Source organism: Rhizobium sp. SJZ105, assembly GCF_007828365.1.
Taxonomy (GTDB): domain Bacteria; phylum Pseudomonadota; class Alphaproteobacteria; order Rhizobiales; family Rhizobiaceae; genus Agrobacterium; species Agrobacterium tumefaciens.
On the sequence record NZ_VIUP01000004.1, the window covers coordinates 64904 to 87530 of the forward strand.

General features: G+C 58.1%; 20 protein-coding genes. 15 read left to right on the forward strand and 5 right to left on the reverse strand.

The genetic code is table 11. The annotated features are described in order from the left end of the window. Positions 1–26: 26 nt before the first annotated feature. On the forward strand, positions 27–908 hold the full coding sequence (locus tag FB593_RS15225) for a ParB/RepB/Spo0J family partition protein (protein WP_013637009.1): 882 nt from the start codon (positions 27–29) through the stop codon (positions 906–908). A 62-nt stretch (positions 909–970) separates the two neighbouring features. Here the strand turns inward: FB593_RS15225 and FB593_RS15230 are convergent, their stop codons facing one another. Continuing rightward, entirely contained in the window at positions 971–1171 is a 201-nt protein-coding gene (locus FB593_RS15230; RefSeq protein ID WP_003516384.1) for a DUF1674 domain-containing protein, read from the reverse strand. A 119-nt stretch (positions 1172–1290) separates the two neighbouring features. Between FB593_RS15230 and htpX the strand changes: the two genes are divergently transcribed. The 4 genes from htpX (at position 1291) to purH (ending at position 7200) form a co-directional block, all read left to right on the forward strand. Next, positions 1291–2256, forward strand: coding sequence for a zinc metalloprotease HtpX (gene htpX / locus FB593_RS15235; protein WP_113473343.1), 966 nt, complete (start codon positions 1291–1293; stop codon positions 2254–2256). Then, complete coding sequence (locus FB593_RS15240; RefSeq protein WP_113473342.1) at positions 2253–3638, forward strand: RsmB/NOP family class I SAM-dependent RNA methyltransferase; 1386 nt, start codon at positions 2253–2255, stop codon at positions 3636–3638. Before htpX ends, FB593_RS15240 begins: the two co-directional genes overlap by 4 nt. 151 nt (positions 3639–3789) lie before the next feature. Then, complete coding sequence (locus tag FB593_RS15245) at positions 3790–5430, forward strand: heparinase II/III domain-containing protein (RefSeq protein ID WP_080581008.1); 1641 nt, start codon at positions 3790–3792, stop codon at positions 5428–5430. 153 nt (positions 5431–5583) lie between these two features. Further along, entirely contained in the window at positions 5584–7200 is a 1617-nt protein-coding gene (purH, locus tag FB593_RS15250; RefSeq protein ID WP_013637005.1) for a bifunctional phosphoribosylaminoimidazolecarboxamide formyltransferase/IMP cyclohydrolase, read from the forward strand. 94 nt (positions 7201–7294) lie between these two features. Here purH and FB593_RS15255 read toward each other — a convergent pair whose 3' ends face one another. Then, the gene (locus FB593_RS15255) at positions 7295–8827 is read right to left on the reverse strand and encodes a UxaA family hydrolase (protein ID WP_112497285.1); all 1533 of its coding nucleotides are present in this window, start codon (positions 8825–8827) and stop codon (positions 7295–7297) included. Positions 8828–8870: 43 nt separating this feature from the next. After that, on the reverse strand, positions 8871–9563 hold the full coding sequence (locus FB593_RS15260; protein ID WP_013637003.1) for a FadR/GntR family transcriptional regulator: 693 nt from the start codon (positions 9561–9563) through the stop codon (positions 8871–8873). 254 nt (positions 9564–9817) lie between these two features. On the opposite strand from FB593_RS15260, the gene FB593_RS15265 reads away from it, so the two are divergent. The 9 genes from FB593_RS15265 (at position 9818) to FB593_RS15305 (ending at position 19190) form a co-directional block, all read left to right on the forward strand. Beyond that, positions 9818–11383 carry a sugar ABC transporter ATP-binding protein gene (locus tag FB593_RS15265; RefSeq protein ID WP_013637002.1) on the forward strand — a complete coding sequence of 522 codons (1566 nt, stop codon included), beginning with the start codon at positions 9818–9820 and terminating at the stop codon, positions 11381–11383. A gap of 8 nt (positions 11384–11391) precedes the next feature. Beyond that, on the forward strand, positions 11392–12414 hold the full coding sequence (locus FB593_RS15270) for an ABC transporter permease (protein ID WP_003516396.1): 1023 nt from the start codon (positions 11392–11394) through the stop codon (positions 12412–12414). 74 nt (positions 12415–12488) lie between these two features. Next, entirely contained in the window at positions 12489–13430 is a 942-nt protein-coding gene (locus tag FB593_RS15275) for an ABC transporter substrate-binding protein (protein WP_003516397.1), read from the forward strand. 121 nt (positions 13431–13551) lie between these two features. After that, positions 13552–14565, forward strand: coding sequence for an aldo/keto reductase (locus FB593_RS15280; RefSeq protein ID WP_038492598.1), 1014 nt, complete (start codon positions 13552–13554; stop codon positions 14563–14565). A 4-nt stretch (positions 14566–14569) separates the two neighbouring features. After that, positions 14570–15391 (forward strand): amidohydrolase family protein, encoded by an 822-nt coding sequence (locus FB593_RS15285; protein WP_145166731.1) that lies wholly within the window; start codon positions 14570–14572, stop codon positions 15389–15391. Positions 15392–15394: 3 nt separating this feature from the next. After that, entirely contained in the window at positions 15395–16405 is a 1011-nt protein-coding gene (locus FB593_RS15290) for a zinc-binding alcohol dehydrogenase family protein (protein ID WP_019565963.1), read from the forward strand. Continuing rightward, entirely contained in the window at positions 16402–17535 is a 1134-nt protein-coding gene (locus tag FB593_RS15295) for a mannitol dehydrogenase family protein (protein WP_145166732.1), read from the forward strand. The genes FB593_RS15290 and FB593_RS15295 overlap by 4 nt, the downstream gene beginning before the upstream one ends. 11 nt (positions 17536–17546) lie before the next feature. Beyond that, positions 17547–17876 carry an L-rhamnose mutarotase gene (locus FB593_RS15300; protein WP_145166733.1) on the forward strand — a complete coding sequence of 110 codons (330 nt, stop codon included), beginning with the start codon at positions 17547–17549 and terminating at the stop codon, positions 17874–17876. A 36-nt stretch (positions 17877–17912) separates the two neighbouring features. Then, entirely contained in the window at positions 17913–19190 is a 1278-nt protein-coding gene (locus FB593_RS15305; RefSeq protein ID WP_003516405.1) for an L-fuconate dehydratase, read from the forward strand. On the opposite strand, the gene cobD is transcribed toward FB593_RS15305, so the two are convergent. Continuing rightward, the gene (gene cobD / locus FB593_RS15310) at positions 19172–20218 is read right to left on the reverse strand and encodes a threonine-phosphate decarboxylase CobD (protein ID WP_111782526.1); all 1047 of its coding nucleotides are present in this window, start codon (positions 20216–20218) and stop codon (positions 19172–19174) included. The two genes, FB593_RS15305 and cobD, sit on opposite strands and share 19 nt — an antisense overlap. Between cobD and cbiB the strand changes: the two genes are divergently transcribed. Beyond that, positions 20217–21182 carry an adenosylcobinamide-phosphate synthase CbiB gene (gene cbiB / locus FB593_RS15315; protein WP_111782527.1) on the forward strand — a complete coding sequence of 322 codons (966 nt, stop codon included), beginning with the start codon at positions 20217–20219 and terminating at the stop codon, positions 21180–21182. The genes cobD and cbiB overlap by 2 nt on opposite strands. Here cbiB and FB593_RS15320 read toward each other — a convergent pair. Then, entirely contained in the window at positions 21169–22626 is a 1458-nt protein-coding gene (locus FB593_RS15320) for a cobyric acid synthase (RefSeq protein ID WP_113473340.1), read from the reverse strand. The two genes, cbiB and FB593_RS15320, sit on opposite strands and share 14 nt — an antisense overlap. Position 22627: the final 1 nt, after the last annotated feature.

Consider the following 22627-nt stretch of genomic DNA (forward strand, 5'->3'; position numbering starts at 1 on the left):
TGCCGGACTATATGGAGTAATATCTTATGAGTGATGATCTTTCCAAGCGTCGACTCGGACGCGGTCTTGCGGCGTTGATCGGCGAAATGGATCAGCCTGTGCCGGTGGGTGAACCGCAGCGCGCCGTTAGTGCGGATCGCGCCATCCCGATCGAGTTCATCGCTCGCAGCCAGAGAAACCCACGTCGACACTTTGACGAAAATGAGTTGCAGGATCTTGCCTCATCCATTCGTCAGCACGGGATTGTTCAGCCTGTGGTCGTGCGAACGATTGGCGTCAACCGTTACGAGATAATCGCTGGTGAACGGCGCTGGCGCGCGGCACAGCTGGCCGGTTTTACGGACGTTCCTGTCATCGTTCGGGATGTAGACGACCGCACGGCTCTGGAGCTGGCTATCGTCGAAAACGTCCAGCGTTCCGATCTCAATCCGCTTGAAGAAGCGATGGGCTATGAGCAGTTGATCGCCGAACATGGCTACACTCAGAACGACCTCGGTGAAATCATCGGCAAGAGCCGAAGCCATGTTGCAAACAGCCTTCGTCTTCTGAAACTTCCCGATCCGGTTCGGGACATGTTGGCGGACGGTTCGCTTTCCGCTGGCCATGCGCGCGCGCTTGTTTCCACTTCCGATCCGTCGGGTCTGGCTCGGACTATCGTTTCCAAGGGTCTTTCGGTGCGTGATGCCGAGCGCCTGGCGCAAAACGACATCAAGTCGCAGGGTGACGTCTTGGAGAAGCGGCCTTCGGCTGAGAAGGATTCCGATACGGTCGCGCTTGAACGCAGCCTGTCGGATGCTCTTGGTCTGGACGTGAAGATTAGCCACAAAGGCGGATCGGGACAAATCCGCATCGGATACCGCACGCTAGAGCAGCTGGAAGCCGTTTGCCGCCTTCTGGAGCAAAAATAAGCAAGTATTTGTTTTAATTGATAAAATACCCGCGTTTAGCGGGTATTTTTACGCCGTGGTGCTCAAAAGTCGATAGCGCGGCCGTTTATTTCGTAGTCACCGAAACGAACAGGTTCCGCGCCGCCGCGACCGCCGGTTTCCTGCGGCAATTGAAGATCCGCCTGTTGTTTGCGCCGTTCTTCCGCTTCCTTCAACGCACGTTCCGCCGCCGGCGAAAGCCGCTTGAGCATTTCCGCGCCGTTGTCATTATCCGCATCCTGCATGAGTAATCCTCCCTATGACGGGATATTGAAATATGTTTGCCGTTCACCAGATTATATAAACAGATGGGCTTTATAAACCCCGGAATATTTCCTGAGTGGTAACAAGGAGAATTTGACATATGAACATGATGCGCACGGCAATGCTTCTGGCCTTCATGACGGCATTGTTCATGGGTGTCGGTTTTCTGATCGGCGGTAAGGGCGGCATGATGATTGCCTTGCTTGTTGCCGCTGGTATGAATCTTTTCTCCTACTGGAATTCGGACAAGATGGTCCTGTCGGCCTATCGTGCACGCGAGATCGATCAGGCGAATGCGCCTGAATTTTTCCACATGATCCGCGATCTCTCGCATAATGCCGATCTTCCGATGCCCAAGGTTTATATTTATGACAGCCCGCAGCCGAACGCCTTCGCGACGGGAAGAAACCCGCAGAATGCCGCTGTCGCCGCCTCGACGGGCCTGCTGGAGCGCCTCACCCCTGAAGAAGTGGCTGGTGTCATGGCGCATGAGCTGGCCCATGTGCAGAACCGCGATACGCTGACGATGACTGTGACCGCGACGCTGGCAGGCGCCATCTCCATGCTCGGCAACTTCGCGTTTTTCTTTGGTGGCAATCGTGAAAACAACAATAATCCGCTGGGCTTTATCGGCGTACTTGTTGCAATGATCGTGGCGCCGCTTGCCGCGATGCTGGTGCAGATGGCCATTAGCCGTACGCGGGAATATTCTGCCGACCGGCGGGGAGCGGAAATTTGCGGCAATCCGCTCTGGCTCGCTTCGGCACTGCAGAAAATTTCGGGCATGGCGCAGAGCATTCATAATGAGGATGCGGAGCGTAACCCGGCGACGGCGCATATGTTCATCATCAATCCCCTGTCCGGTGAGCGCATGGACAACCTGTTTTCTACGCATCCGAATACGGAAAACCGGGTGGCGGCGCTTCACGCCATGGCACAGGAGTTTTCCCCGCGAGGATCGACGCCAGCGCCATCGGGTGATAGACCTCAGCGCAAATCAGGCTCCGTTCCCAATACGGGCTGGGGACGAGGCAAAGAAAACGAGCGCAAGGGACCGTGGTCTTGACATCCGATACTCAAAATAAGCCGTCGCGGTCTAAAAAACCGGGACAGGACCATGCAAGGGGCCGCGAAGACGGCCCTTCGTCTTTCCAGGATAAACCCGGCCTTGCTGCACGCGTTGCCGCAACCCGCATTCTGGCGGCCGTTCTGGAAAAGAAAACTTCGCTGGACGGTATGCTGGACAGCGAAAACGGCAATCCCGTCTATCGCGCGCTATCCCTCGCGGACCGGGCGCTGGTGAGAGCGATCGTCAACAGCGCGCTTCGCCACCTTCCGCGTATCGAAGCCGCCTTGTCGATGCTGCTTGACGGACCGTTGCCGCAGGGCGCCCGGTCGCTTCATCACGTCCTTGTCGTTGGCGCAGCGCAAGTGCTTTACCTTGATGTCCCCGATCATTCTGCGGTCGATCTTGCCGTGGAACAGGCACACCGCGATCCGCGCAACAGGCGTTTTGCCAAGCTGGTGAATGCCGTTCTCAGGCGATTGGGCCGGGAAAAAGCAGAAATCGAAAAGGCGATCGCGGATGTGCCCGTGCTGCCGGACTGGTTCTACGCTCGGCTTGTTTCGGCTTACGGAGATGAGGTTGCCAGAAGGATTTCCGAAGCGCAGCTGACGCCCTCTTCCATCGATCTCACGGTGAAGAAGGATCCGGCTGTCTGGGCGGAAAAGCTGGGCGGTACGGTTTTGCCGAATGGCAGTGTCCGTCTGGGTGAATTCGAAGGCCAGATTCCGGCGCTTGAAGGCTTTGCCGAGGGTGCCTGGTGGGTTCAGGATCTCGCGGCCAGCATGCCTGTGAAGCTGATGGGCGATATTTCCGGCAAACGTGTTGCCGATCTCTGTGCAGCTCCGGGCGGCAAGACCGCCCAGCTCGCGCTTGCCGGCGCGAAGGTGACTGCCCTGGACCAGTCCGGCAATCGTCTTCGCCGCCTCAGGGAAAATCTCGACCGGCTTGGTCTTCACGCCGAAACCGTTGAAGCCAATATGCTGAAGTACCAGCCGGAACAGCTTTTCGACGCCGTTCTTCTGGATGCCCCCTGCTCGTCTACCGGCACGTTGCGTAAACATCCCGATGTCTGCTGGACGAAGGACGAGAATGATATTGCCAAGCTTGCCGCTCTTCAGGGCCAGATGTTGCGACACGCGCTCACGCTGGTGGGAGCCGGCGGCATTGTGGTGTTTTCCAATTGCTCGCTCGATCCCTCTGAAGGGGAAGCGATGATTGCAAAGGTCCTGGCGGAAAACCCGGACTTCGAGCGTGTTGCCGTTCGCAAGGACGATTGGCCGGGAATGGAAGCCGCCGTCACTGCCGAAGGCGAGCTTCGTACAACGCCGGATATGTTCGGCGGCATCGACGGGTTTTTTAGCAGTGTCTTGCGTAAGAAGTAGAAAAAAGCCAAGCTTCCGCGAATCATTGGATAATTGCCGATACGTTCCGATCATCACGGTTCACTCATAAAAACAAAACATGTGAAACGGGAAACACAGCTTGTCAGGGTCCTTTGCAGGCAGCATCAATGCCGCCGGTCTTCTCTCGCGGATGGCGTATCGTCATCTGTGTGTGGGCCTCGCTCCTTTGCGCCTGCGCATATCCCGGTTTGCCAATCGCGTTCCCGATGGTCTGGTGGCGGCGCCGACTGATCTGAGGGCAATCGATCCGTATTTTGCCGAGGAATTGCTGCGGGGCCGGATTGCGCTCGCCGGCCGCGTCGTCGAAACCGGGGGTCTATCGCCATTTCAGGTGGACTATCCCTCGCTGGTTTTTGAAGAGCGGCTGCATGCATTCGGCTGGCTGCGGCATATCCGTTCCGACAGATCGAGTGAGGCCAGCAAGCGGGCGCGCCGTATCGTCGCCGAATGGATGACTATTCACGGCAAGCGGGTTGCGGGGATTGCCTGGTCTCCGGAAATCGCGGCACAGAGGCTGATTGCCTGGCTGTCCCATTCTCCCGTCGTTTTACATGAGGCCGATGCGGGTTTTTATCGTCGTTTCCTGAAAAGTCTTGCGTTTCACGTGCGTTATCTCGACAGGATCGTCAAACATGCGCCGGATGGCGAAGCGAGGCTGCGGATCAGGATTGCGCTGGCCGTCGCGTCCATCGCCATGCCGACCCGCCTTTCCCATATTACTCGGCACGGAATGAAGCTGGCGCAGGAAATGGAACGCCAGATTCTTCCAGATGGCGGGCATGTTTCCCGCAATCCGCGGGTCATGCTGGATTTGCTGCTCGATCTTTTGCCGCTTAGGCAAAGCTACATCAATCTCGGTCACGATCTGCCCTCGGGGCTGGTGCCGGCGATTGACAGGATGTTTCCGGCCATCCGGTTTTTCCGCCATCAGGGCGGCGATCTGGCGCTGTTCAATGGTGCCACCGCCACGCTTGCCAATGAACTTGTGTCGGTACTTCGTTATGATGAGACAGCCGGCCGGCCGTCCAAAATGCTGCCGGATGTCAATTATCATCGTCTTGCAACCGATGAGACGGTCATCATCGTCGATACTGGTCATCCAGGCTCGGCGGAGCTTTCGCGTAACGCCCATTCGGGCTGCCTGTCCTTTGAGATGTCCTGTGGCAAGAGCCGGTTCATCGTCAATTCGGGCTTCCCGAAAAACGCAGCACCCGAATATCAGCGAGCGAGCCGCTCGACGGCGGCCCATTCAACGGTCACGCTCGCCGACACGTCGTCTTGCAGACTATCCCGCTCGAGACTGCTCGGGCCGATCATGATTTCCGGTGTCAGTCAGGTGGAGAGCCGCCGCGGAACGGATGCAAATGGCAATGATGTCCTGTGGGCGTCGCATGACGGTTATTTGCAGAATTTCGGTTGCTATCACGATCGGGAAATCGAGCTGAATGTCGCCGGTACGAAGATAAAGGGCCGTGATCTGCTTCGGGCCGACGAGAATGTGGTGAAGGCGCAATTGCAATCCATATCGGCGGTATCGCGGTTCCATATCCATCCCCACATCCAGCTTTATCAACAGGACGAAGAGTCGGTTTATCTGGAGGCAGCGGATGGAACCACTTGGCTGTTTTCGGCGCCTGGACTGGAGCTTTTCGTGACCGAGGATGTTTTTATGGCGGATGCATCCGGCATGCGGCCTTCGCAGCAGATCGAGCTGCCATTCAATCTGGCGAATACTCGGGAAATCCGCTGGATCATCGAACGCAAGGCGTAGAGGATTCCTGGCGAGTTTCAAGCAAAAACCGCCATAGTTTTCGCCGTTCCGCGTCCCCGCTGTTTATTAATATGGCAAGCTGTGTTAACGCGGCGGCAATTGCTGGATCAATCCCAGTCCAGCCTGTCCTCCCCGTTAAACGGAGTATGCCCGATGGCTGTCGTTTCCAAAAAAATCCCCGCTCCCGATAAAGTCAAAATCCGTACAGCCCTTCTTTCCGTTTCTGACAAGACGGACATTATCGAGCTGGCGACTGTCCTGTCCAAACTTGGCGTCAAGCTGCTGTCGACGGGTGGCACGGCAAAGGCCATCGCTGACGCGGGACTGCCGGTAACGGATGTTTCTGATGTGACCAATTTCCCGGAAATCATGGATGGTCGCGTCAAGACCCTGCATCCCAACGTGCATGGTGGACTTCTGGCTATCCGGGATGATGCTGATCACGTCGAGGCAATGAAGGCTCACGGTATCGAGGCGATCGATCTCTCCGTCATCAATCTCTATCCCTTCGAGGAGGTTCGCGCCAAGGGTGGCGACTACCCCACGACGGTCGAGAATATCGATATTGGCGGCCCGGCAATGATCCGCGCTTCGGCCAAGAACCACGCCTATGTCACTGTTGTCACCGATCCGTCCGACTATCCTGCGCTGGTGGAAGCCCTGCAGGCCGATGACGGTCAAACCTCCTACGCGCTGCGCCAGACCTTCGCCGCCAAGGCATATGCCCGCACTGCGGCTTATGATGCGGTGATTTCCAACTGGTTTGCTGAGGCGCTGGCTATCGAGACGCCGGATTACCGCGCCATCGGCGGCGCGCTGAAGGAAAAAATGCGTTACGGCGAGAACCCGCACCAGAGCGCCGGTTTTTACCTGACCGGCGAAAAGCGCCCCGGTGTTTCCACGGCGACGCTTCTTCAAGGCAAGCAGCTTTCCTATAACAACATCAATGATACGGATGCAGCCTACGAGCTGGTAGCGGAATTCCTGCCGGAAAATGCGCCGGCTGTAGCGATCATCAAACACGCCAACCCCTGTGGTGTTGCGACGGGTCCCACACTTGCAGAAGCCTACCGGCGCGCGCTGGCATGCGATTCCGTTTCGGCCTTCGGCGGCGTCATCGCCTTGAACCGCACGCTCGATGCGGAAACGGCAGAAGAGATCGTTAAGCTCTTCACCGAGGTCATCATCGCACCCGATGTGACGGAAGAGGCAAAATCCATTATCGCCCGCAAGCCCAATCTGCGACTGCTGGCAGCTGGTGGCCTGCCAGATCCGCGCGCTGCTGGCATTACGGCCAAGACGGTTTCCGGCGGTCTTCTGGTTCAAAGCCGTGACAACGGCATGGTGGAGGATCTGGAACTGAAGGTGGTCACCAAGCGTGTGCCGACACCTCAGGAACTTGAAGACATGAAGTTCGCCTTCAAGATTGCCAAGCACGTGAAGTCCAACGCGGTGATCTATGCCAAGGACGGCCAGACGGCAGGTATCGGCGCCGGACAGATGAGCCGGGTGGATTCCGCCCGTATCGCCGCCCAGAAGGCGGAAGATGCGGCCAAGGCACTCGGCCTTGCTGAGCCGCTGACGCGTGGCTCTGCTGTGGCTTCTGAAGCGTTTTATCCCTTCGCCGATGGTTTGCTTGCAGCTATTGCAGCAGGTGCCACCGCAGTCATTCAACCTGGTGGTTCCATGCGCGACCAGGACGTGATCGATGCGGCCAATGAGCATAATGTGGCGATGGTCTTTACCGGCATGCGTCACTTCCGCCATTAAGCAAAAACGGCGCAGAGAATTTAAAAGGCCCGGAAAGTGATTTCCGGGCCTTTTGTTTCACGTGGGACAGTCCGATGCACATATTGGAAGCGGGTCAGGTAACCGCGCCCACCTGCCACGGCACAAATTCATTGTCGCCGTAGTCGTAAATCTCGCTGACGGTCTTGTCTCCCGAAGCGACTGCAAGAATGTGCTCGAAAATTCGTTTGCCGGATTCCTCGATGGTTTCCGCGCCGGTAACGATCTCGCCGCAGTTGAGGTCCATGTCTTCCTTCATGTGCTCGTACATTTCGGAATTGGTGGCGATCTTGATGCAGGGTGCCGGCTTGAATCCCGACACGGAGCCGCGGCCGGTGGTGAAACAGATGACGTTACAGCCGCCGGCGACCTGGCCGGTGACGGCAACAGGATCGTAACCGGGCGTATCCATGAAGACGAAGCCCTGTTCAGTAACGGTTTCCGCGAATTCGTAGACCGCCTTCAGTGGCATGGAGCCACCCTTGGCCACTGCGCCCAGCGATTTTTCCAGAATGGTGGTTAGTCCACCAAGCTTGTTGCCGTGGGATGGGTTGTTGTTCAGCTCATCGCCGTTGCGAGCGGTATAATCCCGCCACCAGTCGATGCGCTGCAACAGCTTTTCGGCAACCGCAGGCGTGACGGCACGCTTCGTCAGCAGGTGTTCAGCGCCGTAAATCTCCGGCGTTTCGGCAAGAACCGTTGTGCCACCGTTGCGGACGATGAGGTCTGATGCATATCCCAGGGCCGGGTTTGCCGATATTCCGGAGTAACCATCCGAACCGCCACATTCCAGCGCCACCTTCAGTTTCGAAAGCGGGTGTTCAGTGCGCTGGGCAGCATTGACCATTGGCAGCATCGCCTTAATCTCGGCAATGGCGGCATCGATCGTTTTTCGTGTGCCGCCGTGCTGCTGGATCGTCATGGTGCGCAGCCGTTCGCCCTCCTCCATCTTGTAATGTTCGAGGATGGGGGCGATCTGGTTGGTCTCACAGCCGAGGCCGATCAGCAGAATACCGCCGAAATTCGGGTGGCGGGCATAACCCTGAATGGTGCGGATCAGAAGACGATAACCTTCCGATTTCGTATTGAGCGCGCAGCCGCCGCCATGGGTCAGTGCCACAACGCCGTCGACATTGTCGAACCCTTCAAGGCCACCCTGCTTGTTGAAATAATCGGCGATGTACCGCGACACGGTGGCGGAACAGTTCACGGATGCGATGACGCCGATGTAGTTGCGTGTGCCAACGCCACCGAGACCCCGGTCAAAACCCTTGAAGGTCCGGCGCTCGCCCTCGGGCAGCATGCCTTTTTCCTCGATATCGACACTGAACTGATGCGTGTGTTCGGAAGGCACCATGGCGAGATTGTGCAGATGCACATGCCGGCCAGGCTCGATATCCTGTGTCGCGATGCCGATCACCTGTCCGTATTTCAGGACCTCGTCTCCGGATCTGATAAACGTCAGGGCCACCTTGTGGCCGCGTCCGATCAGCTCCCGGGCTGTCAGATCGCCTCTGCCCGTCGCACCACCGGCCGGTATCGACCGGCGTGCCACCGCGACATTGTCGTTGGCGTTCAGCAAAATGGTTGCCTCGGAATTCTCACTCACGGGTTTTTCTCCTCCCCGGTACATTGCCTGCTATGTTTTGAATTCAGCCGTCTACCCAGCGTCGCTTGGAACCTTCCAGATGGGTATGCATGGCCGCCTGCGCCAGCAGCGGATCTTTCAACTCCAGGGCCGCCAGAATCGCTTCGTGCTCCTGCAGGGCGTGGGTCCAGGTATCGCGATCCTCAAATTTCACACGCAATTGTGCCGAAATCGGGCTGTGGCGCTCATCGAAGAGGTTTGCCACCAGCCGGGCCAGAACGCTGTTACCGGATTGTTCGGCAATGGTGACGTGGAAAAGCCGGTCCTGATCGAGAGGTTTGCGCGCGGCCTCGATTTCCTGCTGCATCGTGTTGAGAATCTGGCGAAGGTTTGCAATCGTTTCATCGGTCATGCGGCTCGCTGCCAGTACGATTGTCGCGCCTTCCAGCGCTGCGCGCGCCTGCATCAATTCGGAGGGGCTGTCGCCCAAGGATTTGGTGTTGTGGGTTGTCTGAAGGGCCTCGGTGGACACATAGACACCGGAACCCATGCGGATTTCGACTGTGTTGTCGATTTCAAGCGCAATCAGTGCCTCGCGCAGTGATGGTCTTGAAACCCCGAGCTTCTGTGCCAGTTCCCGTTCGGCGGGAAGTCGTGTTCCAGGCAGAAACTCTCCCAGATCGATCAGCTCGCGTATCTGGTCCGCAATCTGCTGATAAAGCCTGCGTGGTTCCGCTATTTTGGCCTGACCATTCATGTGTTTTCTGACGAACCTTGTCTGTTATCTGAATTTGGCCTTACCGTAGCGCCAAGCGCATCAATACGCAAGAAATTACTTAAATACATGAATTTACGATATTATTTCAATAATTCTTTTGAGATGATTTTGCGTGTACCAGACGCGGGATTCAAATTTTGGGCTAATTGGCTTGACCATTTTAAAAAAGCGGCCTAACCATTTGGCTCATTATTGCCCCCGGTGGAGCGGGGAGCGCGGGTGGAGGTTTCTTGATGTCGCAGGGCGCATCGACAATTCGAGGCGATTTTTCGCCTGAGGAGACGGCGCGCGGCCTTGGTTCAGGCCTCCTGCGTCTCGAAAACATCAGCAAGGAATTTCCGGGCGTCAAAGCGTTGTCGAATGTGCATTTCGACTTGCGCAGCGGCGAGGTTCACGCTGTTTGCGGCGAAAACGGTGCCGGAAAATCCACCCTGATGAAAATCATCAGCGGCGTTTACCAGCCAAGCGACGGAACCATCCTGCACAAGGGCGTCAAAGTGCAATATGCATCGCCGCTGGAATCCGAAGCCGCCGGCATCGCCATCATCCATCAGGAACTCAACCTCGTTCCGCATCTTTCCGTTGCCGAGAACATCTATCTCGCCCGCGAGCCGCGCCGTGGTTTCCTCGTCGACCGCAAGAAACTGCGGCTTGATGCAAAGCGCTGTCTCGATAGGCTGGGCGTCGATATCGACCCTGACCAGATTGTCCGAGGCCTCTCGGTCGCTCAATGTCAGATGGTGGAAATTGCCAAGGCGCTTTCCCTGGATGCTGAAGTCCTCATCATGGATGAGCCAACCTCCTCGCTGACCGAGCAGGAAACGCGGCTATTGTTCAAGGTGATCCGCGATCTCAAGGCTTCTGGCGTCGGCATCGTCTATATTTCCCACCGGCTCGATGAAATGGCCGAAATCGTCGACCGCGTGACGGTTTTGCGGGACGGGCGTTATATTTCCACCGACGATTTTGCATCGATCACCGTTGACGATATCGTCACGCGCATGGTCGGGCGTTCGCTGGAGGAGAAGTTCCCGGAACGCACGTCGCGCCCTACGGATGATGTTATTTTCTCTGTGGAAGGGCTGACGCGTAAGGGTGTGTTCCACGATGTCGGTTTCTCGCTGCGGCGCGGTGAGATTCTCGGCTTTGCCGGACTGATGGGTGCGGGTCGCACGGAAGTCGCACGGGCTATCTTCGGTGCCGATCCTCTGGATGCTGGCAAGGTCGTTTTCAACGGGCGGGAGCTTTCCATCAGTTCCCCGCGAGATGCCATCGAAGAGGGTATCGCCTATCTGTCCGAAGACCGCAAAAGCGATGGTCTTGCGATCAAGATGTCGGTTGCGGCCAATACGACGCTTGCCAATATCGGCGAGGTCTCCAACCGCTTCGGGCTGATCGACTTCAAGAAGCACGACGATGTCGCCAGACGTTACGTCGATCTCCTTAACATCCGTACCCCTTCGATCGAACAGACGGTGCGGCTGCTTTCAGGTGGCAATCAGCAGAAAATCATCATTGGCAAATGGCTGTTCCGGCAGTCGCGCGTGCTGTTTTTCGACGAGCCGACGCGCGGCATCGATGTCGGCGCAAAATTCGCGATCTACAAGATCATGGACGAGCTGGCTGCACAGGGCATCGGCGTCATTCTCATCAGTTCGGAACTGCCGGAAATTCTGGGACTGACGGATCGTATCGCCGTTTTCCACCAGGGCCGGATCACGGGCGTGCTTGAGACCGCCAAGACCAATCAGGAAGAAATCATGCGGTACGCGTCCGGTTACGGCCGGGCCGCGCAGTGAGGAACGACATGGCTAATATTGCAGAACCCAAGAAGAGCTTCGCTTTCAGCGACCGCCAGAAGGACATCATCCAGAAGTTTGCGGCTCTTGGCAGTCTCGTTGTGCTGGTTATGGTGTTTTCCGCCACCAGCAGCGCCTTCTTCTCCGTCAACAATGCCATGACCATTGCGCTTCAGGTGACCTCCATTGCCCTTCTCGGCATTGGTGCGACCTGCGTCATCATCACCGGCGGCATTGATCTTTCCGTTGGTTCGGTGCTTGCTCTGGCCGGCGTCGTTGCCGCGCTTGCGGTGAAGGAGTTGGGTATGCCGGTGCCGGTCGGCATGCTGCTTGGCATTCTGACGGGGTCGCTTTGCGGTCTCATCAATGGCCTCATGGTCACGCGCTTCAAGCTGCCACCGTTTATCGCGACACTCGGCATGATGCTGATCGCCCGTGGTGTGGCACTGCAGATCACCGGCGCGCGAGCGGTTTCCGGCCTCGGCGAATCCTTCGGTGAACTCGGCAACGGCGCCCTCTTCCGCATCGTCAATATTGGGGATGACGGTTTTCCGAACGTGGTGTTTCCGGGCATTCCCTACCCCGTCATCCTCATGGTGGTGATTGCGCTGGCTGTTTCCTTCATGCTCAACCGCTCCATCCTTGGCCGTCACATCTATGCCGTCGGTTCGAATGCGGATGCTGCGCGTCTGTCCGGCGTAAACGTCGCACGCGTCACCAATTTCACCTACATCCTGTCCGGTACGCTCGCCGGGTTGACCGGTTGCGTGCTGATGTCGCGCCTCGTCACAGCCCAGCCGAATGAGGGCGTGATGTATGAGCTGGACGCCATTGCCAGCGCCGTTATCGGCGGCACATCGCTCATCGGCGGCGTGGGCACGATTTCAGGCACGGCAATCGGCGCCTTCGTCATCGGCATCCTGCGCAACGGGCTCAATATGAATGGCGTGTCCGCCTTCACGCAACAGATCATCATCGGTCTTGTCATTCTGGTCACCGTCTGGATCGACCAGCTGCGCAACCGCCGCTGATACAGGGCTGCGGACCCTATCCGCAAACAAGATCGGCACGGGAGGCCCGGTATGCCGACATCACGGAGGAAGAAATGAACAAGCTTACGACCGCCCTTCTGACATCCGCAATCGCGCTGTGGAGCGTCTCCACCGTGCAGGCCGGCGAAATCGCCGTCATCGTCAAGACCGTCAACTCCACCTTCTGGCAGAACGTTCAGAAGGGCGCCGATGCGGCGATGAAGGACTCTGCCGGCAACACCATGACCTTCCAGGGTCCGGCTTCTGAATCGGCCATCGCCGATCAGGTCAACATGGTTGAAAACGCTGTAAACCGTAAGGTTTCGGGTATCGTTCTTGCTCCTTCCGATCCTGATGCGCTGGTTCCGGCTGTCAAGAAAGCCTGGGAAGCCCGCATTCCCGTGGTTCTGATCGACTCACAGCTCGCCAAGGGTTCCGAGCAATATTATCAGTCCTTCCTGGCGACCGATAACAAGAAAGCCGGCGAACTGGCTGCTCAGGCGCTGATCGACAAGGTTGGCAAGGAAGGCAAGATCGCCGTGATGTCCTACGTCGCCGGTGCCGGTTCGGAAATCGGACGCGTTGGCGGTTTCACCGACTATATCCAGATGCATTCCAACCTTAAGATCGTAGGTCCGTTCTATTCGCAGTCGCAGATGGCGACGGCGCTGAACCAGACAACCGACGTTCTGGCCGCCAATTCCGATCTCAAGGGCATCTTCGGCGCCAACGAACCCACCGCAATCGGCGTAGGCCGCGCGCTCGCCCAGGCCGGTAAGGCAGGCAAGGTTGTCGGCATCGGCTTTGACGGTAACCAGGACCTTCAGGGCTTCGTCAAGGACGGCACGCTGGCCGGCATCGTCGTTCAGGGTTCGTATCAGATGGGCGAAAAGGGCATCCAGACCGTTTCCAAGCTCATCAGCAAGGAAAAGGTCGAAAAGTTCGTCGACACCGGCGTTGTTGTTGTCACCAAGGACAATATCGAGAAGCCGGAAGCCAAGAACGTTCTTTATTAAGGCATGACGGCGCGCCGCTCTTTGAGCGGCGCGCCTCACAAATTTCAGAAGCGGGATTTCAGTCAATACCGCATACGGTTTTCAACATCCGCTCTACCGAAAAATTCAGGAAGCCCTTGCGATGAAAGTCTCCGATACACGTAAATTGCCGCGCCGTGCCGTTGAAGTCACGGTCATGGGCCTTGGTTGCGCGCAGATGGGTAATCTCTACCGCGTTACGCCCTACGAGGAATCCAAAGGCGCGTTTGACAAGGCATGGGAAAGCGGCATTCGCTATTTCGATACCGCACCTTTTTACGGTTACACGCGTTCGGAGCGTCGTCTTGGAACCATGGTGACGGAGCATGACCGAAGCGAATACACCCTCTCCACCAAGGTCGGTCGCGTCATGGTTCCCGATGAAACTGTGGGCCCGGAAGAGGACGCCTATATTGCGCCGCTGCCTTTCCGGCCGGTCTATGATTATTCCTATGACGGTATTCTACGCTCCTTCGAAGCGAGCCAGCAGCGGCTCGGCGTTCTGAAGCCGGATATTCTCTATGTGCACGATATCGGCTCTTTCACGCATGGCGAAAAGCACCAGCACTACTGGGAGCAGCTGACCACCGGCGGCGGCTTCCGGGCACTTGGCAAGCTGCGCGAGGAAGGGTCGACGGGTGCTATCGGCCTCGGCGTCAACGAGTGGGAAATCGTCGGCGACGCCATGGATGTTTTCGACATCGACGTTGCCATGCTTGCCGGCCGTTATACGCTTCTGGAGCAGCAGAGCCTTGCCTTCATGAACCGCTGCGCGGAAACCGGCGTTGCGATCGTGGTCGCCGGTGCTTTCAATTCAGGCATTCTGGCAGGCAACCGCAAATTCAACTATGCCGATGCGCCTGCCGACATCATCACGCGGGTGGATGCGCTTCAGGGCGTTTGTGACGACGTTGGTGTTTCTTTGCAGGCGGCTGCGCTGCAGTTTCCGCTCGGGCATCCGGCTTCGGTCACGGTCGTATCCGGCGCGCGCAATGCGCAGCAACTTGCCGCAAACATCGAATGGTTCGAACAGGTTGTTCCGGACGAATTCTGGTCGGAGCTGCAAAAGCGTGGCCTGATTTCCGAAGGCGCACCTGTGCCTGGCACAAAGGCCTGAAGCGATGATCATCGATGCCCACCAGCATTTCTGGCTGATGAAGGATCGTGCCGGGCAATGGCCGCCACCGTCTCTGGCTGCCATCTACCGGGATTTTCTTCCGCAGGATCTGTCTCCTCTGCTGGCAAAGGCCGGAGTTTCCGGAACGGTGCTGGTGCAGACGATGGAAAGTGCGGCCGATACGGATTTCATGCTCGATCTGGCTGGAAGCACCGATTTCATCAAGGGCGTTGTCGGCTGGGTGGACATGAAGTCCGCGGATGCTGCGGCGGAAATCGCTCGGCGGGCAAAACATCCGGCCTTCAAGGGCGTACGGCCGATGCTGCAAGGCATGGATGATGTGACCTGGATCGACGATCCCGCGCTCGATGCCGCTGTGGATGCGCTGGTGAAACATGCACTGGTGTTCGATGCGCTGGTCCTGCCGCCGCATCTGTCGCATCTTCTCGCCTTCGCGCGCCGCCATCCGCAATTGCCTGTTGTCATCGATCACGGCGCGAAGCCGCTTATCGCCACGGGCCAATATCGCGACTGGCGCAGGGACATGGCAGCTTTGGCGACCCTTCCCAACCTCCATTGCAAGCTGTCCGGCCTTTTGACCGAGCGTGGCGAGCAGAGACCGGAAGCCGTCAGGCCCTATGCCGAAACCATTCTGGAACTGTTCGGCGGCGAACGCGTGATCTTCGGCAGCGACTGGCCGGTATTGCGGCTGGCTGGCGACTATCAGGAATGGCTGGACTTCTGCCGCGAAATCGTGCCTGAGCACGAGCATGCGGCCGTCTTTGGCGGCAACGCCGTTCGTTTTTATTCCCTTCCCAACAGGTGATGCATGCTGGCGATTTTCTGCGAGACCCCCGGTCAACTTGTCCCCAAGGAACTACCAAAGCCGGCCCGTGGCGAAGGTGAAGTGCTGGTGCGTATTCGTCGCATTGGTGTCTGCGGCACGGACCTGCATATTTTCACCGGTAATCAGCCCTATCTTTCCTATCCGCGCATCATGGGCCACGAGCTTTCCGGCACGGTGGAAGAGGCGCCGGAAGGCAGCCATCTTTCGGCGGGCGATGTCGTTACCGTCATACCCTATATTTCCTGTGGTGAGTGCAGCGCCTGCCGTAAAGGAAAGAGCAATTGCTGCCGCAACATCGGTGTGCTTGGCGTTCATCGCGATGGCGGCATGGTCGAATATCTGAGCGTTCCGCAGCAATTCGTGCTGAAGGCGGAGGGCTTGAGCCTCGATCAGGCGGCAATGACCGAATTTCTGGCGATTGGCGCGCATGCCGTGCGTCGTGGGTCGGTGGAAAAGGGTCAGAAGGTCCTGATCGTCGGTGCCGGTCCGATCGGCATGGCGGTTGCGGTTTTCGCCGTTCTCGATGGCGGTGAGGTGACGATGATTGACGGGCGCACCGACCGGCTGGATTTCTGCAAGGACCATCTCGGCGTTGCCCATACGGTGACGCTTGGCGAGGGCGACAAGGATCGCCTGTCGGATATCACCGGCGGCGATTTCTTCGATGCCGTTTTTGATGCGACCGGTAATCCTAAAGCCATGGAGCGCGGCTTTTCCTTCGTCGGCCACGGTGGTTCCTATGTGCTGGTTTCCATCGTTGCCAGCGATATCTCCTTCAACGATCCGGAGTTTCACAAGCGCGAAACCACGCTGCTCGGCAGCCGCAATGCCACGCCGGAGGATTTCGAGCGGGTGTTGCAGGCGCTGCGGGAAGGCAAGGTACCGGAGGCACTCATCACTCACCGCATGACACTTGCCGAGGTGCCTTCCAAATTCGCCGGGCTGACTGATCCGAAAGCCGGAGTCATCAAGGGCATGGTGGAGGTCGCATGACGACCGACACACCCATCCTGCAATTCGGTACCAGCCGCTTTCTTCTGGCCCATGCGGATTTGTTCATTTCGCAGGCGCTGGAAAAAGGCGAGGCTCTCGGGCGCATCGCAATCGTCCAGACGACCGGCAATGCGGAGAGCCTGAAGCGTGTGGCAGCATTGAACGATGGCGCGCCCTATCCGGTGCGCATTCGCGGCATTCGCGACGGGCAAGAGGTGGATGAGGAAATTCCAGGTAAGGCTGTCGCGCGCGCGCTGACGGCGGCGGCCGACTGGGCCGAGGTGCGGAGCATCGCCTGCGGGGCAAGGGTCATTCTGTCCAATACGGGTGACCGCGGTTATGAGCTGGATTCGTTCGACGGGCCGGGTCTTGCCGACGACTTCACGCTTGTACCAAAGAGTTTTCCGGCAAAGCTCTGCCTGTTGCTGCTGGAACGTTTTCAGACCAATCCGGAAGCCCCTGTATCGATCTTTCCTTGCGAGCTTGTTCCGCGCAACGGCGACCGGTTGAAAGAGGTTGTTCGCCAGCTTGCCGACGAATGGCAGCTGCCGGCGGGTTTCGGCTTCTACCTGAATGAGAAATGCCGTTTTGCCAACAGCCTTGTAGACCGCATCGTTTCCGAGCCGATCGATCCGGTTGGCGCAGTTGCCGAGCCCTATGCGCTTTGGGCAATCGAGAAGCAGGAGGGCCTTGTTCTGCCCTGCACCCACCCTGCGGTGGTGCTGACTGATGATCTCGACCACTATGAAAAGCTGAAGCTGTTCCTGCTCAATCTTGGCCATTCCTATCTGGCGGAGCGATGGTTGCGGGATGCCCGTGCGAAAAACGAGACCGTGCGGCAGGCAATGGCCGACGATGCGCTTTCGGGAGATCTGGAAACGCTCTGGCGGGACGAGGTTCTGCCGGTCTTTGCCGCAGAAGGCATGGGAGAAGAAGCGCAATCCTATATCCGTGCGGTGCGGGAGCGTTTCCTGAACCCCTTTCTCGCCCACCGGCTCGCGGACATTTCAGGCAATCACGATGAAAAGAAACGCCGTCGTTTTGTCCCGGTCATCGCTGCGGCGGAACGTTTGGGGTTAAACGTGCCGCAGCAGAAACTGCGTGCGGCGCTCGCCACCATCAAGCAATAACGGAGTTTTGTATGCAGCGCATGGGAATGGTCATCGGCGTCAAACCGGACATGATTGCGGAATATAGAAGACTGCACGCCGCCGTCTGGCCCGAAATTCTGGCGCTCATCAGCGATTGCAACATCCGCAACTACACGATCTTCCTGCGCGAACCGGAAAATCTGCTGTTCGGATATTGGGAATATAACGGCACCGATTTCAGCGCCGATATGGCGAAGATGGCGGCAAGCCCAAAGAACCAGGAATGGTGGTCTTTCACCATTCCCTGCCAGCAACCACTCGAAAGCCGCAAGGAAGGCGAGTGGTGGGCAATGATGGAAGAAACCTTCCACCACGACTGAACGATTTCCTTTGACACTGACCGCGAGTGAACGGCCATGACCAAAATTACTGATCTGCGAGTTTTCGACCTGCGTTTTCCGACCTCCCAGAGCCTTGATGGTTCGGATGCGATGAACCCCGACCCGGATTATTCGGCGGCTTACGTCATTCTCGACACCGATGAACCGGAACTGAAAGGCCACGGGCTGACCTTCACCATTGGCCGCGGCAATGAGATTTGCTGCATGGCCATCAAGGCGATGCGCCATCTGGTGGTGGGAACCGATCTGGCGACGGTCACCGAGAACCCCGGCAAATACTGGCGCCACCTGACTGGTGATAGCCAGCTGCGCTGGATCGGCCCGGACAAGGGCGCGATGCATCTCGCTACCGGCGCTGTCGTCAATGCTGTCTGGGATTTGCTGGCCAAAAAGGCGGGCAAACCCGTCTGGCAGCTTGTTGCCGACATGAGCCCGGAAGAAATCGCCGATATCGTCGATTACCGCTATCTGACTGACGTGCTGACGAAGGACGATGCGCTTGCGATCCTCAAAAAAGCCGAAAGCGGCAAAAAGGAACGTATCGAGACGCTGAAGAACGAAGGCTACGCCTGCTACACCACATCAGCCGGCTGGCTCGGTTATGACGACGCCAAGCTGCGCCGCCTTTGCCAGGAAGCGATCGATGCCGGTTTCAACCATGTAAAGATGAAGGTTGGCCGTGATCTCGAAGACGATATCCGCCGCCTCACCATCGCCCGCGAGGTGATCGGCCCCGACCGTTATCTGATGATCGACGCCAACCAGGTGTGGGAAGTGGATCAGGCGATTGAATGGGTCAAGCAACTTGCCTTCGCCAAGCCCTTCTTCATTGAAGAGCCGACCAGCCCGGACGATGTCGCCGGCCATCGCAAGATCCGTGCAGCCATCGGCTCCGTGAAGGTGGCAACCGGCGAAATGTGCCAGAACCGTATCATGTTCAAGCAGTTCATCGCCGAAGGTGCAATCGACGTCGTGCAGATCGACAGCTGCCGCATGGGTGGTCTTAACGAGGTGCTGGCGGTTTTGTTGATTGCTGCCAAATACAATTTGCCGGTCTGGCCGCATGCCGGTGGCGTCGGCCTTTGCGAATATGTGCAGCATCTGTCGATGATCGACTATCTCGTGGTTTCCGGCACCAAGGAAGGCCGCGTGATCGAATATGTCGACCATCTGCACGAGCATTTCATCGAACCCTGCGATATTCGCAATGCCGCGTACATGCCGCCAAAGCTGCCCGGTTTCTCCATTGAAATGAAGCCGGATTCGATTGCGACCTACACGTTCAAGGGATGATTGAAGGATAACAGCGCTTCCGTGAGGCGCTGCCACTCCGCTTCGCTGCCGGGAAGGCCGAAACGCATGTCGTTCGGCCTTTCATCAAAAATGCGCACCAGAATGCCGTGCCGGCCAAGGTGATCGAACAGTTCTTTGGCCCGGTGGTCCCGCACCAGGGTAAACAGGGGCGTACCGCCGGCAATCTTCAGGCCCACTTTTTCCAGCAATTCACTCATACGCTGTGCTTCTGCCGCAAGCCGGAGGCGCATGGCTGATTGCCATTCCCTATCCGCCAAAGCCTGCGTCGCGATATTGAGCGCCGGCCCGGATACTGCCCAGGGGCCAAGCCTTGCCTCCAGTTCCGCAGCGATGTCGGGATGCGCAAGCGCAAAACCGAGCCGGACCCCTGCCATGCCATAGAACTTGCCGAAGGATCGCAGTACCACCAGCGCGTCGCGCCCTGCGACATTTGCAAGACTTTCCGTATGTCCTGTCTCGATAAAGGCCTCGTCTACGACGAGCAGGCCGCCTTTGCGGCGCATCGCCTCGGCCAGCGACAACAAAGCTTCTCGATCCGTGATGCGACCATCGGGGTTGTTGGGATTGACCACCACCGCATAGTCGTACGCTGACAGATCACTGATATGGTCTACCTCGGTCACGGTCAGTCCGGCCATGCGCGCGGTTCGGGCATGTTCGGCATAAGCGGGGGAGAGCACGGCTCCGCTTTTCGCTCCGCGTTCGAGTGCCAGCTGAGCCAGCAATGGCATCAGCATCTGGGTGCCGGGGGACAGAGCCACATGCCCGGCTGATGGTGCGCCGAAAGAGGCGACGGCCAGCCTTTTCAATTCTTCGGCCGCGTCAGGCTCCGGCAGGCGGGCAAATGCGCTGGCGGGAACGGGAGAATGCGGGTAGGAGTGCGGATTGATCCCGGTCGACAGGTCGATCCACGGTTCCGGCGCTTCAGGAAACATCAGGCGCGCCTTGCCGAGATTGCCGCCGTGACGGATCGCAGCCTGCGCTTTTTCCGGTACCTTATCGCCCATGTTCTTCGCTCTCGCTTTTCTGTCGCTCTTGATCGAACGCCTGACTGGATATCCGGACTGGCTGTTCAAACGCATCGGTCATCCCGTCACCTGGATCGGTTCGCTTATCGCGCTGCTGGACAAAAAATGGAACCGGGAGAGTGCTTCATTTTCACAGCGCAAGGCGGCAGGCATCGTGGCGCTTTCCGTTTTTCTGGCGCTGACGGTGCTTGTTGCATGGTTAGTGCAATCTATTCTGCTTTTATTGCCCCTTGGTCTGTTGCTTGTTGCGGTGCTTGGGGCGTCACTTCCGGCCCAAAAAAGTCTGGAACAGCATGTGGAGGCCGTCGCCATTGCGCTGGAACGCGAGGGGATTGACGGTGGGCGCAAAGCTGTCTCCATGATCGTCGGGCGCGATCCGCAGGCGCTGGATGAGGCGGCAATCTGCCGGGCGGCGATTGAAAGCCTGGCTGAAAATTTCTCTGACGGCATTGTCGCCCCTTCCCTCTGGCTTGGTCTTCTGGGGCTGCCAGGCGGTGCGGGTTATAAGGCAATCAACACGGCCGACAGCATGATCGGTCATCGCTCGCCACGCCATGAGGCCTTTGGTTGGGCGTCGGCCCGGCTGGACGATCTGGTCAATTTGCCGGCATCGAGACTGAGCGGCGGTCTTTTCGTGGTCGCCGCGTTTTTCGTGAAGGGTGCATCACCGAAAGGGGCAATTGCCGCGATACGCCGCGATGCGCGGCATCACCGCTCTCCCAATGCCGGCTGGCCGGAGGCGGCATTGGCCGGGGCACTGGGCTTTGCGCTGGCCGGGCCGCGCTCCTATGGCGGGCAGATGATCGAGGCTCGTTTCATGGGCGAAGGCGGAAGAGCGACACTGGTTGCTGGCGATATTCGCACAGCGCTCAGGCTGGCGAGGATCGCAGACTTCTTGCTGATCGCGCTGTTCGGATTGCTGGCAATCCTTATCGCGCTATAGAAAGCAGTCTGTCGAGATCGAGGTGGTTCTCCATATGGGCCGCCAGGCGATCAAGAACGGCATCCACCTGCGCATCATAGTTCAATTCAGTGCCCTGCCCACCAAGCCGCTCAAGCCACGCCCCGCGTTGGCGGTCATCCGCAAACAGGCCGTGGATATAGGTGCCTAAGATGCGGCCATCGGGCGAAATTGCGCCATCGGCATGCCCGTCAATGGTCGAAAATGGCAGGTTGCACGCAGCACCCGTCGTCTCGCCAACATGCATTTCATAGCCGGATAATGGAATTCCGTCGAAACTCTGTCCCTGCACGGAAACGAGCCTCTTGTCGCCCGTCAAAACCGTCGTCACATCCAGCAGGCCCAACCCCTCGACCGTCATTGGTGGTCCTTCGATGCCGTCAGGGTCGGCAACGGTTTTTCCAAGCATCTGGTATCCGCCGCAGAGACCGAGAACATAACCGCCGCGGCGCACATGTGCCTTGATGTCGATGTCGAGGCCTGCATTTTTCAGCACGGCGAGATCAGCTATGGTGGATTTCGAACCGCAGAGCAGAACCAGCCGGCAATCGGCGGGAATGGTCTCGCCCTGCCGCACTCGGATCAGTTCCACATCCGGCTCCATGTCGAGCGGATCCAGATCGTCGAAATTGGAGATATGCGGCAGGATCGGCACGGCAATGCGGATTTTCGCGCCGGGCTTTTGTTGCGCCGGGCCGGTAAGCCCAAGGGCGTCCTCCGCTGGCAATTTCGCAGCATCGGAAAAATGCGGCAATAGCCCGATGGACGCCCAGCCGGTCTTTTCCGCGATCATCCGCATGCCGTCTGAAAACAGCGTAGGGTCACCGCGAAAGCGGTTCACGATGAAGCCCTCTATCATCGCGGCATCATCACGTTCGAGAACAGTTTTTGTGCCCACGAGGCTGGCGATGACCCCGCCCCGGTCGATATCGCCGATCAGGATCACGGGAGCATCTGCGGCGCGGGCAAAACCCATATTGGCGATGTCGTTAGCGCGGAGGTTGATTTCGGAAGCACTTCCCGCCCCTTCCACCAGCACCAGATCGGCCTGTTGTTTCAGGTGCTCGAAGCTCTCCAGCACACGCGGCATCAGCCCGGCTTTCATGTGCTGATAATCGGCAGCCTTGGCATTGCCGACAATTTTACCCTGTACGACGACCTGTGCGCCGGTTTCGCTCTGCGGCTTTAAAAGCACCGGGTTCATGTGAACCGACAGCGGAACGCCTGCTGCCCGCGCCTGCATCGCCTGCGCGCGACCGATCTCGCCGCCATCGGCAGTGACCGCCGCATTGTTCGACATGTTCTGCGGCTTGAACGGCATGACGGACAGGCCACGCCTGACGAAGGCGCGGGCAAGGCCAGCAACCATCAGCGATTTGCCGACATCCGAGCCGGTTCCCTGAAACATCAGCACACGTGCAGTCATG